General features: G+C 54.5%; 15 protein-coding genes. 8 read left to right on the forward strand and 7 right to left on the reverse strand.

All coding sequences use genetic code 11. The features are described 5' to 3' along the window. Positions 1–315 precede the first annotated feature (315 nt). Positions 316–882, reverse strand: a complete 567-nt coding sequence (gene gmhB / locus OTG14_RS13255) for a D-glycero-beta-D-manno-heptose 1,7-bisphosphate 7-phosphatase (protein WP_048990397.1) — start codon at positions 880–882, stop codon at positions 316–318. Between the two features lie 188 nt (positions 883–1070). Between gmhB and metN the strand changes: the two genes are divergently transcribed. The 6 genes from metN (at position 1071) to proS (ending at position 6650) form a co-directional block, all read left to right on the forward strand. Next, positions 1071–2102 carry a methionine ABC transporter ATP-binding protein MetN gene (gene metN, locus OTG14_RS13260; RefSeq protein WP_048990396.1) on the forward strand — a complete coding sequence of 344 codons (1032 nt, stop codon included), beginning with the start codon at positions 1071–1073 and terminating at the stop codon, positions 2100–2102. Continuing rightward, positions 2095–2748, forward strand: coding sequence for a methionine ABC transporter permease MetI (locus tag OTG14_RS13265; RefSeq protein WP_014168730.1), 654 nt, complete (start codon positions 2095–2097; stop codon positions 2746–2748). The genes metN and OTG14_RS13265 overlap by 8 nt, the downstream gene beginning before the upstream one ends. A 40-nt stretch (positions 2749–2788) precedes the next feature. Beyond that, a complete protein-coding gene (metQ, locus tag OTG14_RS13270; RefSeq protein ID WP_014168729.1) occupies positions 2789–3604 on the forward strand; it encodes a methionine ABC transporter substrate-binding lipoprotein MetQ in 816 nt (271 codons plus the stop codon). Between the two features lie 106 nt (positions 3605–3710). Then, positions 3711–4115, forward strand: a complete 405-nt coding sequence (gene rcsF, locus OTG14_RS13275; RefSeq protein ID WP_032649711.1) for an Rcs stress response system protein RcsF — start codon at positions 3711–3713, stop codon at positions 4113–4115. Beyond that, the gene (gene tsaA, locus OTG14_RS13280; protein WP_032649713.1) at positions 4112–4819 is read left to right on the forward strand and encodes a tRNA (N6-threonylcarbamoyladenosine(37)-N6)-methyltransferase TrmO; all 708 of its coding nucleotides are present in this window, start codon (positions 4112–4114) and stop codon (positions 4817–4819) included. Before rcsF ends, tsaA begins: the two co-directional genes overlap by 4 nt. Before the next feature lie 112 nt (positions 4820–4931). Continuing rightward, complete coding sequence (gene proS, locus OTG14_RS13285) at positions 4932–6650, forward strand: proline--tRNA ligase (protein ID WP_048990392.1); 1719 nt, start codon at positions 4932–4934, stop codon at positions 6648–6650. 47 nt (positions 6651–6697) lie between these two features. On the opposite strand, the gene nlpE is transcribed toward proS, so the two are convergent. The 3 genes from nlpE to OTG14_RS13300 are packed head-to-tail and all read right to left on the reverse strand — an operon-like array spanning position 6698 to position 8395. After that, positions 6698–7396 carry an envelope stress response activation lipoprotein NlpE gene (gene nlpE, locus OTG14_RS13290; protein WP_032649717.1) on the reverse strand — a complete coding sequence of 233 codons (699 nt, stop codon included), beginning with the start codon at positions 7394–7396 and terminating at the stop codon, positions 6698–6700. 34 nt (positions 7397–7430) lie between these two features. Further along, on the reverse strand, positions 7431–7853 hold the full coding sequence (gene arfB, locus OTG14_RS13295; RefSeq protein ID WP_032649720.1) for an alternative ribosome rescue aminoacyl-tRNA hydrolase ArfB: 423 nt from the start codon (positions 7851–7853) through the stop codon (positions 7431–7433). After that, positions 7850–8395, reverse strand: coding sequence for a YaeQ family protein (locus OTG14_RS13300; protein WP_061715939.1), 546 nt, complete (start codon positions 8393–8395; stop codon positions 7850–7852). The genes arfB and OTG14_RS13300 overlap by 4 nt, the downstream gene beginning before the upstream one ends. Before the next feature lie 196 nt (positions 8396–8591). On the opposite strand from OTG14_RS13300, the gene OTG14_RS13305 reads away from it, so the two are divergent. Together OTG14_RS13305 and rof are read left to right on the forward strand one after the other, a co-directional pair. Further along, positions 8592–8792, forward strand: a complete 201-nt coding sequence (locus OTG14_RS13305; RefSeq protein WP_008501889.1) for a YaeP family protein — start codon at positions 8592–8594, stop codon at positions 8790–8792. Further along, positions 8779–9039, forward strand: a complete 261-nt coding sequence (gene rof, locus OTG14_RS13310) for a Rho-binding antiterminator (protein WP_024907532.1) — start codon at positions 8779–8781, stop codon at positions 9037–9039. Before OTG14_RS13305 ends, rof begins: the two co-directional genes overlap by 14 nt. 28 nt (positions 9040–9067) lie before the next feature. Here rof and tilS read toward each other — a convergent pair whose 3' ends face one another. From tilS to OTG14_RS13325, 3 genes are all read right to left on the reverse strand, one after another. Beyond that, a complete protein-coding gene (tilS, locus tag OTG14_RS13315; RefSeq protein WP_061715940.1) occupies positions 9068–10357 on the reverse strand; it encodes a tRNA lysidine(34) synthetase TilS in 1290 nt (429 codons plus the stop codon). A 58-nt stretch (positions 10358–10415) separates the two neighbouring features. After that, positions 10416–10805 (reverse strand): VOC family protein, encoded by a 390-nt coding sequence (locus tag OTG14_RS13320; protein WP_023334583.1) that lies wholly within the window; start codon positions 10803–10805, stop codon positions 10416–10418. A 65-nt stretch (positions 10806–10870) separates the two neighbouring features. Further along, the gene (locus OTG14_RS13325) at positions 10871–13003 is read right to left on the reverse strand and encodes a lysine decarboxylase LdcC (protein WP_267215218.1); all 2133 of its coding nucleotides are present in this window, start codon (positions 13001–13003) and stop codon (positions 10871–10873) included. Positions 13004–13067: the final 64 nt, after the last annotated feature.

Consider the following 13067-nt stretch of genomic DNA (forward strand, 5'->3'; position numbering starts at 1 on the left):
AGACTTGGTATTCATTTTTCGTCCGAGGACGTTAAGAATCCATGTCACTTTGAGTGCCCACACAGATTGTCTGATAAATTGTTAAAGAGCAGTGCAACGCGGCTTTCGCTCACCGTTGCGAGGTGGCGTATATTACGCTTTCCTCTTTCAGAGTCAACCCGTTATTTCAGGATTTTTTCTCTTCAACCGACCGGGTTGTTTGTGAAGTGATTCACATCCGCCGTGTCGATGGAGGCGCATTATAGGGGGCCGCCGAGGAATGACAAGCGGAAAAATGCATTTTTATTTCAACCGCTCATCTTTTCGCCAAAAAGGCTATTTATGGTGCTTTTTAATCTCTTTTGGCAGATCGGCCAGACTATTAATCACCCAATCCGCTGCATTTTCTGCTTCTGGCGTTACTGGCTTACCGGTGCGGACTAATATTTTGGTCCCTACACCCGCTGCTGCTGCTGCCTGCATATCTTCCAGTTTATCGCCCACCATATAAGAAGCAGACATATCAATGTGCAGGAACTCCTGCGCAGAGATGAACATCCCCGGATGCGGCTTACGGCAATCACAGGTCTGGCGATACGCTTCAACCGTTCCCTGCGGGTGGTGCGGACAATAATAGATGCCGTCGAGATCCACGCCGCGGTCGGCCAGCGACCAGTCCATCCATTCCGTCAGCGTCTCGAACTGCGCTTCGGTGAATTTACCGCGTGCAATACCGGACTGGTTCGTCACAACTACCAGCGCATAACCCATCTCTTTCAGCTGGCGCATGGCATCTATTACGCCATCGATAAATTCGAACTCATCAATCTCATGGACATAACCGTGATCCACATTAATAGTGCCGTCACGATCGAGAAAAATTGCGGGTACTGATTTTGCCACCGGTTTGCTCCTGAAAAAGGCATGTTCGACTAGTATCTCATGAATCGCAGCGCAATAAAGTGCTCATCGTACAGAGTTGGATTGATTTAGACGTCTGGATGCCTTAACATCCGTTTTGTTTACGGTCATCACCCGTATCTGGCAGAAGAAAATGCCACGGCTAACTTACATACGATAAAAATAATCTAATGATTAAACTTTCCAATATCACCAAAGTGTTCCAGCAGGGGAACCGAACCATTCAGGCGCTGAACAACGTCAGTCTGCATGTTCCTGCTGGTCAAATTTATGGCGTCATTGGCGCATCGGGTGCAGGTAAAAGCACGCTGATCCGTTGTGTTAACCTGCTTGAGCGCCCAACCCAGGGCAGCGTAGAAGTTGGCGGCCAGGAACTTACCGCCCTTTCAGAAAAAGAACTCACCAAAGCGCGTCGTCAGATTGGCATGATTTTCCAGCACTTTAACCTGCTGGCCTCCCGCACCGTGTTCGGCAACGTTGCCTTACCGCTTGAGCTGGATAACACGCCGAAAGAAGAAGTGAAGCGTCGCGTCACCGAGCTGCTCGACCTCGTGGGTCTGGGCGATAAACATGATAGCTACCCGGCAAATCTGTCCGGTGGGCAAAAACAGCGTGTGGCCATTGCCCGCGCGCTGGCAAGCAATCCTAAGGTACTGCTGTGTGATGAAGCCACCAGCGCACTGGATCCGGCCACCACGCGTTCGATTCTGGAACTGCTGAAAGACATTAACCGTCGCCTGGGCCTGACGATCCTCCTTATTACGCACGAGATGGACGTGGTGAAACGCATCTGCGACTGCGTGGCGGTCATCAGCAATGGTGAACTGATCGAGCAGGACACAGTAAGTGAAGTGTTCTCGCATCCGAAGACGCCGCTGGCACAGCAGTTCATCCAGTCCACCCTGCATCTCGATATTCCGGAAGACTATCTGGAGCGTTTGAAAACCGAATCCACCGCAGACAGCGTCCCGATGCTGCGCATGGAGTTCACCGGTCAGTCCGTTGACGCTCCCCTGCTTTCCGAAACCGCGCGTCGCTTTAACGTGAACAACAACATCATCAGCGCGCAGATGGATTACGCCGGTGGCGTGAAGTTCGGCATCATGCTGACAGAAATGCACGGCACACAAGAAGAAACCCAGGCCGCGATTGCCTGGCTGCAAGAACACCATGTAAAAGTAGAGGTACTGGGTTATGTCTGAGCCGATGATGTGGCTGCTGGTTCGCGGCGTTTGGGAAACGCTGGCAATGACCTTTGTCTCTGGCTTCTTTGGTTTTGTGATTGGCCTGCCGGTCGGCGTATTGCTGTACGTAACGCGTCCGGGTCAAATCATTGAGAACGCGAAACTGTACCGTACGCTCTCTGCGCTGGTGAACATCTTCCGTTCTATCCCCTTCATTATTCTGCTGGTGTGGATGATTCCGTTTACCCGCGTGATCGTCGGAACGTCTATCGGTCTGCAGGCAGCGATCGTTCCGCTGACCGTAGGGGCTGCGCCGTTTATCGCCCGTATGGTGGAAAACGCCCTGCTGGAAATTCCAACCGGTTTGATCGAAGCTTCCCGCGCGATGGGCGCAACACCGATGCAGATCGTGCGCAAAGTCCTGCTCCCGGAAGCACTGCCAGGCCTGGTGAATGCGGCAACCATCACGCTCATCACCCTGGTCGGTTATTCGGCAATGGGTGGTGCAGTTGGCGCGGGCGGTTTAGGTCAGATTGGTTACCAGTACGGCTATATTGGATATAACGCTACCGTGATGAATACCGTTCTGGTATTGCTGGTTGTTCTGGTTTACTTAATCCAGTTCTCTGGCGATCGCATCGTCCGGACCGTTACTCACAAATAACGTTACACACAACACAAACTCTACGAGTTAAGGATAAAACATGGCGTTTAAATTAAAGACCTTTGCAGCAGTAGGCGCGCTGATCGGCTCTCTGGCACTGGTGGGTTGCGGTCAGGACGAAAAGGATCCAAACCACATTAAAGTGGGTGTTATCGTGGGTGCAGAACAGCAGGTTGCGGAAGTTGCTCAGAAAGTGGCAAAAGAGAAGTATGGCCTGGACGTTGAGCTGGTGACCTTCAACGATTACGTTCTGCCGAACGAAGCGCTGAGCAAAGGCGATATCGACGCGAACGCCTTCCAGCATAAGCCATACCTGGACCAGCAGATCAAAGATCGTGGCTATAAACTGGTGGGTGTCGGTAACACCTTCGTTTATCCAATTGCCGGTTACTCTAAGAAAATTAAATCGCTGGACGAACTGCAACCGGGCTCTCAGGTAGCCGTGCCTAACGACCCAACCAACCTTGGTCGTTCCCTGCTGCTGCTGCAGAAAGTGGGTCTGATCAAACTGAAAGACGGTGTTGGCCTGCTGCCAACCGTTCTGGATGTCACCGAGAACCCGAAAAATCTGAAAATTGTTGAACTGGAAGCGCCTCAGCTGCCACGTTCTCTGGACGATGCCCAAATTGCCCTGGCCGTTATCAACACCACTTACGCCAGCCAGATTGGCCTGACGCCAGCCAAAGACGGTATCTTCGTTGAAGATAAAGATTCCCCGTACGTTAACCTGATCGTGACTCGCGAAGACAATAAAGACGCGGAAAACGTGAAGAAATTCGTTCAGGCTTATCAGTCTGATGAAGTTTACCAGGAAGCCAACAAAGTGTTTAACGGTGGCGCTGTTAAAGGCTGGTAATCTCACCTCAGTGTAATATCATCAGGACGGGCTTATGCCCGTCTTGTCATTTGTGCAGTCAACTGATTCAATATCTGACGTTTTGATTATCCATTGAGGAAATATTATGCGTGCTTTACCGATCTGTCTTTTAGCACTCATGCTGAGCGGCTGTTCAATGCTAAGCAGATCTCCCGTTGAACCCGTTCAAAGCACGGCAACCCCGCCAAAAACAGAGCCTGCGAAACCAAAAGTGGTTCGCCCTGCGCCAGTTCGCATTATCACGAAAGCGGACGAACTCGTCGGTAAACCGTTCCGTGAACTGGGCGAAGTAAGCGGCGATTCCTGTCAGGCGACCAATCAGGACTCACCACCGAATATTCCGACAGCGCGTAAACGCATGCAGATCAATGCCGCAAAAATGAAAGCTAACGCGGTCCTGCTGCACAGCTGCGAAGTCACCAGCGGCACTCCGGGTTGCTATCGTCAGGCGGTTTGCATCGGTTCTGCGTTGAACATCACGGCGAAATGAGTGCATTTCAGTTCGAGCAGATAGGCGTTATCCACTCTCCCTATAAAGAGAAGTTCGCCGTCCCCCGCCAGCCCGGTCTTGTCACCAGCGGACGCGGTGAGCTTCACCTGATTGCGCCTTACAATCAGGCCGATGCGGTACGCGGGCTCGAGGCTTTCAGCCATTTATGGGTGGTATTCGTGTTTCACCAGACGATGGAAGGCGGCTGGCGTCCTACCGTGCGCCCTCCTCGTCTTGGCGGAAATGCGAGAATGGGCGTGTTTGCAACGCGCTCGACCTTCCGTCCAAATCCGGTTGGCATGTCGCTGGTTGAACTGAAAGGCATACGCTGCCAGAAAGATCGGGTGATACTGGAGTTAGGTAGCCTGGATCTGGTCGACGGCACGCCGGTTATCGACATCAAACCCTATTTGCCCTTCGCCGAAGCCCTCCCGGACGCGCGTGCAAGTTATGCTCAGGACGCACCGCAGGCGGACATGCCTGTTTATTTTACGCCTGAGATAACCGCGCAGCTCGGTCAACTGGAGAAACGCTATCCTCGCTTACGGGATTTCATCACCGAAGTTCTGGCACAGGACCCGCGGCCGGCCTACCGTAAAGAAGAGGAAGCAGGAAAATCATACGCCGTCTGGCTGCTTGATTTTAACGTTCGCTGGCGCGTCACCGGGGCAGGTTTTGAAGTGTTTGCCCTTGAACCCAGGTAATTTTGTTCTCCTCTCTTTTGGCATCTTTGCCACACTGGTAAACTAAACCACTTTTTTTGTGTCAGGCTGGTGTTTCAGCCTGTTCCAATCGTCGAAATGGAACCGTAACAACATGCGTACTAGCCAATATCTGCTCTCCACTCTGAAGGAGACGCCTGCCGACGCCGAAGTGATCAGCCATCAGCTGATGCTGCGCGCCGGGATGATCCGCAAGCTGGCCTCCGGGTTATACACCTGGCTGCCGACCGGCGTGCGCGTCCTGAAAAAAGTCGAAAACATCGTGCGTGAAGAGATGAACAACGCCGGTGCTATCGAGGTGTCCATGCCTGTGGTTCAGCCCGCTGACCTGTGGCAGGAGAGTGGCCGTTGGGAACAATATGGCCCAGAACTGCTGCGCTTCGTCGATCGCGGCGAGCGTCCGTTCGTTCTCGGCCCAACGCATGAAGAAGTCATTACCGACCTGATTCGTAATGAGCTGAGCTCTTACAAACAGCTGCCGCTGAACTTCTTCCAGATCCAGACCAAGTTCCGTGACGAAGTTCGCCCACGTTTCGGCGTCATGCGCTCTCGCGAATTCCTGATGAAAGATGCCTACTCTTTCCATACCTCTCAGGAATCCCTGCAAGAGACGTACGACGCAATGTACGCGGCATACAGCAAAATCTTCTCCCGCATGGGTCTGGATTTCCGTGCTGTGCAGGCTGATACCGGCTCCATCGGCGGTAGCGCATCCCATGAGTTCCAGGTACTGGCGCAGAGCGGTGAAGACGATGTGATCTTCTCTGACTCTTCAGACTACGCGGCGAACATCGAATTTGCAGAGGCGCTGGCGCCAAAAGAACCACGTGCTGCTGCAACGCAAGAGATGACGCTGGTTGACACGCCAAACGCGAAAACCATCGCCGAGCTGGTTGAGCAGTTCAACCTGCCAGTTGAAAAAACCGTTAAGACCCTGCTGGTGAAATCCACCGAAGGGAGCGCTTACCCGCTGGTTGCCCTGCTGGTGCGTGGCGATCACGAGCTGAACGAAGTGAAAGCCGAGAAGCTGCCGCAGGTAGCCAGCCCGCTGACGTTCGCGACGGAAGCGGAAATCCGCGCCGTGGTGAATGCGGGTCCAGGTTCACTGGGTCCAGTCAATCTGCCGGTTCCGGTTGTTATTGACCGCACGGTAGCCGCGATGAGCGACTTCTCCGCCGGTGCGAACATCGACGGTAAACACTTCTTCGGCATCAACTGGGATCGCGATGTGGCGACGCCGGAAGTGGCTGACATCCGCAACGTGGTAGCAGGCGATCCAAGCCCGGACGGCCAGGGTACCCTGATGATCAAGCGCGGTATCGAAGTGGGTCACATCTTCCAGCTGGGCGATAAATACTCGCGCGCGCTGAACGCCGCCGTTCAGGGTGAAGATGGCCGTAACCAGATCCTGACCATGGGTTGCTACGGGATCGGGGTGACGCGCGTGGTAGCTGCCGCCATTGAGCAGAACTACGACGAGCGCGGCATCGTCTGGCCGGACAACATCGCGCCGTTCCAGGTTGCTATTCTGCCAATGAACATGCACAAGTCTTACCGCGTGCAGGAGCTGGCCGAGAAGCTGTATGCCGAGCTGCGCGCTCAGGGTATCGAAGTGCTGATGGATGACCGTAAAGAGCGTCCGGGCGTGATGTTTGCCGATATGGAACTGATCGGTATCCCACACACCGTCGTGATCGGCGACCGTAACCTCGACAGCGACGAGATTGAATACAAATACCGTCGCAGCGGCGAAAAACAGATGATCAAGACCGGCGACATTCTTGATTACCTGGTGAAAGCCATCAAAGGCTAAACAAAAAACCCCGCTCAGGCGGGGTTTTTTAATGGCGCTACGTCAGCTTACTTGCTGTTACAGTCTTTGCCCGCAATAAATTTCGCGTCTTTGTCCGCCACCAGCGTTTTCACCATCTCTCCGCTATCCGGGTTTGGCTCCAGCGTAAAGTGACCGTCCACCGTCAGCAATACCGGTTTGCTGTCATTGCCGCGCGCCACAGCGTAATCGCGTTCAAGCTGGGCATTGTTTGCCACGCTGACCTTCTTGCCGGTTGCGCAGTCGGTAAAGATCGCCGCATCCGCCATATAGAAGTACATCCCCCGCATTGCCATCGGCGTTGCAGGCAGGGCCGCTTTCACCGGCGCCAGCGTGTAGTTTAACTGGGATTGAATAGGGTTACCTTCGCGGTCGAGCATCTCCATGCTGTCACCTTTAGGACGGAACCAGGTTTTCTCACCGGTGGTATCGGTCAGGACCAGCTTCTCCGCCGTACGCGCCCATGTTCCATAAGTCGCAAAAGAAGAAGGCTCTTTCGCCCCCTGATAGCGCTGGTTCATTACCCAGGTGCCGTCTTTTTGCAGGAACAGGGACGTTTCAATGCCTTCACAGTCCGCGCAAGGCAATACGCCACGCCAGCTCTGCTGCATCGGTTTTAATTCTTCCGTTTGCGTGGGTTGTAAAACCTGCGTTTCGGAGCGGTTGTTACACCCGAAAAGCGCAAACAGCGTACTCACTGCCAGCGCTGACCATAATGCTTTTTTCACAATGAATTCCTTATGAAAAGTGTGTTCCCTTTCGTCACTCTGTCGGGCGACGAACTTTACCGCGTAGTGCTTTCACTGTGGATTTTTGGGCCTTCGAGGACAAACGACGCTCTTTCGATGCGCGGGTTGGCCGCGTTGCCCGGCGGCTTTTTTGTACTGCCGTTAACTCTTTGATGACCGCCACCAGCCTGGCTATCGCCGCTTCCCGGTTGAGCTCCTGGCTACGGTACTCCTGGGCTTTAATCACAATCACACCATCGCTGGTGATCAGGTGGTGGCTGGCGGCAAGCAGACTTTCTTTATAATACTCTGGCAGGCTTGAGGCCCGAATGTCAAAACGCAAATGGATAGCCGTCGACGCCTTGTTGACGTGCTGCCCACCGGCCCCCTGTGCACGGATGGCGGTGATCTCCAGCTCGTTGTCCGGAATGCTGACGTTTCGGGACAAGACGATCATGAGGCCGGTTGCCACGCCGTCAAATGAATTTCCAGATTATTCTGAGAATCAGAAAGCCAGATTGCACCGTCCTGAATCGTCGCCTGCAATACCATGGTCCGGCTGGCAAACTCGCTCAGCTGCGCCAGCTGCTCATCATCCAGATACCAGACCGTAAGATTTTTAAACTGTCCGCACTTGCTCTTGTTTTGCTGCCACCAGATCTCCGCAGCGCGCTGATTATACGCGAATAAGGCCACTTCAGCGGACTGGGTGCAGGCCTTCTTAATTCGGCGCTCGTCCGGCAGTCCGAGTTCGATCCACAAATCGATACCCAGATGATCGTTGCGCAGCCAGGCTTCAGGCTCGTCTTCTGCGCTTAACCCACGGGTAAACTGCAGACGCTCGTCGGCATACTTCATCCACGCCAGCAGGCGCAGCATCATACGCTCCTGGGTTTCGGAGGGGTGGCGTGCCAGCGTCAGCGAGGCGTCCAGGAACTGGTTGCGATCCAGATCGGCCACATTGACCACTGCTTTATAAATTGTCGCTTTCAGCGCCATGAGAGAACTCCATTCGAATCAGGCGCCCATTGTAGCGAAAACCGCGGCAAAAGGCTGTTACGGGGTAATAAATACACCGCTATCAAGGCGCTGATATTGCTTAAATGAGTATGGTATAGTCACCTTGCTAAACCGAGTTTATCTTCGTAGGCTTAATGATATCTCACAGTAAGTCAGTGCGCTGGCGGGAGGGGATGTGAATAATTATTGTGAGTTAATTCGCAAACGGTATGCGGAAATCGCCAGCGGAGATCTGGGGTATGTCCCGGACGCGTTGGGCTGTGTATTGAAAGTGCTTAATGAAGTGGCCTCTGATGAGAGCCTTTCGGAGTCGGTCAGGGAAAAAGCAGCGTATGCTGCGGCGAATTTACTGGTGAGCGATTATGTCGATGAATGATACTTATCAACCCATCAATTGTGATGACTATGACAACCTCGAACTCGCCTGCCAGCATCATTTATTACTGACGCTGGAGCTAAAAGATGGCGAAGTGTTGAAGGCGAAAGCCAACGATCTGGTTTCACGTAAGAACGTGGAATACCTGATAGTGGAAGATGCCGGTGCGACGCGTGAGCTGCGTCTGGATAAAATAGCCAGCTTCAGCCACCCGCAAATCGGCACCGTCGTGGTGAGCGAATCCTGATGACATTAACGGGCAGCCAGGCTGCCCGTTACGCTTTCTGCCACTCAAACCTGGCACCCTCTTCTGACCACCCCTCTTCCGTGATGAAAACTCCTGCCGCAGCGATAAGCGTTTCACCGTAGAACAGCAGTGGCGTGGTGTCGCGCAGCCACGGCGGCACGTTACACTCCTGCCATATTTTCTTCAGCTTCCGCCCCCCGTTGCGCCCGACGATGTGCAGCATGCCACCAGCCTTAAAGCGCACGGTGACCGGTTCACCGGGCTTCGGCAACCTCACATGACCAGACGGCAGGAGAGAGACGCGTCCTGCCTCACAGGGCAATACCAGCGGTGCGTCAGGTGAAAGCCAGTCGAGCACCACATCGGTCAGTGAGGGCATGGATTTTATCCACCAGAGTTCCCCTTTATAGCGTCTTACGTCAAACCCGTTCAGATGGACGCGCGGGGAAGCATCATCCCGCGCCAGGGCAACCTCGTCCCAGATACGGCTCAGCATCGCCCGCGACGGCATCGCAGCGTGATGAGAGGCCAGCCAGCGTCGTAGCAGCGCGGCGCGACGTACCGGGCTCATCGCTGTCAGCGGTGCAATGGCCAGCGCACCGTCCTCAGAAATCAGTTCAGCCAGCTCGTCACTCAATAGCTCGTCCAGCAGCGATTCCTGTTCGGCGCACAGCATAGCGCTTCTTGCCGTCGCGTCGGCAAAATGCGGCCAGCGCTCGCTCAATAGCGGGAGGACGCGCAGACGCAGAAAGTTACGATCATAGCCGTCCTCCTGGTTACTCTCATCTTCGATCCAGCTCAGCTGATGTTCTCGCGCCCAGGCTTCAAGCGAGGCGCGCGTCTCGCCAAGCAGCGGACGCAGTAACGTTGTGCCGGCAAATGCAGAACGCGCCGGCATGGCTGACAGCCCCGCCGGTCCGCTGCCCCGCTTAAGCGCCAGCAGAAAGGTTTCACACTGATCGTCCAGATGCTGAGCCGTGACCAGCGCTTCTCCAGGACGTAATGCCCCGGCAAACGCGGCATAGCGGGCTTTACGCGCCTGCGCCTCGATGCCCAGCCCTTCCTCCGCAAGCGTGACGCGCTCGACGATGAGCGGGATCGCCCACGCCGCACACAAGGCTTCACAGTGCGCCACCCACTCCTCTGCGTGAGGACTTAATCCGTGGTGAATATGCATCGCCCGAAGCTGGACGTCAGGCTCCCGATCGCGCCAGCGTTTAAGACGATGGAGCAGAACGGTGGAATCCAGGCCACCGCTAAACCCCACCAGCAGCTGGCGGTACGGTGAAACGGCGTGTGCGATAGCGGGTAAGGTCATAGGGAATTACACATAAAAAATGCCCGAACTGAGCGGGCATTATCACACAGGACAAAGATTACTGCTGATAAAGCTCCAGCGGCAGGCCGTCCGGGTCGTTGAAAAAGGTAAAGCGCTTGTCGGTGAACGGATCGACGCGGATCGCTTCACACGTCACGCCGTGCGCTTCCAGGTGTTTTACTGCGCTATCCAGATCATCGACGCTGAAGGCAAGATGGCGCAGGCCACAGGCTTCCGGGCGGGACGGACGCGCAGGCGGAAAAGGGAAAGAGAACAGTTCAATCACATATTGCCCGTTTAACGCCAGATCGCCCTTCCAGGAGTCGCGCTCTTCGCGGTAGGCCTCGCTCATGAGCGTAAAGCCCAGGATGTCGCAGTAGAAGGCCTTACTTTTCGCGTAATCGGTCGCAATGATCGCAATATGATGAACAGCTTTTAAACCCAGCATAGCTTCTCCTTTTTATGATGCCTGAACGTTACAACCGAAAACCCGCACCTTGCAAGCGGTCACCCTTATTTTAGGACTCGCACCCAGTAAACGCCGTTCTCATCGCGCTTCGCACCGTGAATATCCGTCTCAAAACCGGGATAGTGACGCCCTACCGAACAGAGCATCAGCAGGAAATCGAGCACGGCCCGACTCTCCTCGGTAATCATCTCTCCTGGCATCAGGAGCGGAACGCCCGGCGGGTAAGGCAGGATCATGTTGGCCGATACGCGCCCGACCAGATTTTCCAGCTCAACGGTTTCGACCTCCCCTTTCACCTGGCGCTGCCAAGCCTTGTGCGGGGTTAATTTCATCTCCGGTAAGACATCGAACGCCTGAAGCATCAGACGCGGCAGATCGTGCTGGCGGATCAATCTGTGGATCCCCTGGGCCAGATCCTGAATACGCATATTGCGATAGAAGTCAGGATCCTCCGCGTAGAGATCCGGCAGCATGTTCTTCACCCGCAGGTTAAGATCGTAGGCGCGCTTAAACTCCATCAGACCGCGCAACAACCCCATCGCCCGCGTTTTATCAATACCAATACTGAACAGGAACAGCAGGTTATAGGGGCCGGTTTTTTCCACCACCACACCCCGTTCATAAAGGAATTTCGCCACCAGCGCGGCCGGAATACCTTCTTCACTCATCTTGCCCTGCTCATCCATGCCCGGCGTCAGGATTGTTACTTTTACCGGGTCGAGGAACATATGGTCGCTATCGGCATCCCGGAAACCATGCCAGTCTTCGCCGGGCGAGACGGGCCAGCACTCCGCCTCATCAATCTCTTCAGGCTGCCAGATATCAAAGAACCAGCCGTCGGCTTCATCTTTCAGCCGCTGAACCTCTTTGCGGAAATGCAGCGCGCGCTCCACCGAACGGTTGATGAGACGTTTGCCCGGGTTGCCGCGCAGCATCGCCGCGGCCGTTTCAATAGAGGCCACCAGCGGATAGCTCGGTGAAGTGGTAGTGTGCATCATAAAGGCTTCGTTGAACGTGTCTTCGTCGTACTCACCTTTGATGTGGATAAGCGAAGCCTGGGAAAATGCTGCCAGCATTTTGTGCGTCGACTGCGTTTCAAAGAATACTTTACCCGGCACGCGTTCACCACTCATGCCGCTTTTACCCGCGTATATCGGGTGGAAGTTGGTGTACGGTACCCATGCGGAATCAAAGTGGATAGACGGCACGTCCAGCGCCTTTTTGATCCAGTCTGTATTGTACAGCAGACCGTCATAGGTCGAGTTGGTGATCACCGCATGGACAGGCCAGCTTGCGCCTGGCAGTGCCGCGATCTTGCTTTCAATGGCTTCATGGGTGAACTCCCGGCGCGGAATACCGCCAAGTATACCGAGCGCGTTACGCGTGGGTGATAGCCAAAGCGGTACGACGTCGCTCATCATCAGCAGGTGAGCCAGCGATTTATGGCAGTTACGGTCAATCAGCAGGGTGCTCCCCGCCGGCGCGGCGTACATACCGACGATTTTGTTCGAGGTCGAGGTGCCGTTGGTCACCATATAGCTCTGCTCTGCGCCAAAGGTGCGGGCGATATACTCTTCGGCTTCCAGATGCGGGCCGGTGTGATCCAGCAGAGAGCCTAATTCGGTGACTGAAATCGACACGTCCGCTTTCAGCGTGTTGCCACCAAAGAAATCATAGAACAGGCAGCCCACCGGGCTTTTTTGATAAGCCGTACCCGCCATATGACCCGGCGTACAGAAGGTATATTTCCCCTCCTTTACGTAGGTGAAAAGCGCCCGGGTAAACGGTGGCGTAATGTTATCGAGATATTCATTCGTGTATTGTTGAATGCGGGTCGCAATATCGTCCGCCACGCCGAGGGAATATTCAAAGAACCACAGCGCCATACGCATATCATTGGCGCTGACGTCCATGGTGGAGTGGGTATTAATAAACGCATACAGCGGGAGGTATTCGTTCAGCTTGTTGATGTCGCTGCACAGTTCGAGATCATATTCATCCCAGTCGAAGATCACGCCGCAGATACGCGGGTTATGCTCGATGAACTTCAGCAGGTCGGCGCTGTTGTGCGGCCAGATTAGCTGATACCCGCGCGACTGCAGGGATTGCTCCAGCTCCTTAATCGGCTCATCTTTATAAAAGACGCCGTGCGGCCCCATAATGGCAATGATATTCATGGGCTTCCTCCTTAAAAAACATTAGCTAAGCATAGTCCGGCTAAACCGCAGGTATAAAAAAAGC

This window comes from Enterobacter pseudoroggenkampii, from assembly GCF_026420145.1.
GTDB lineage: Bacteria > Pseudomonadota > Gammaproteobacteria > Enterobacterales > Enterobacteriaceae > Enterobacter > Enterobacter pseudoroggenkampii.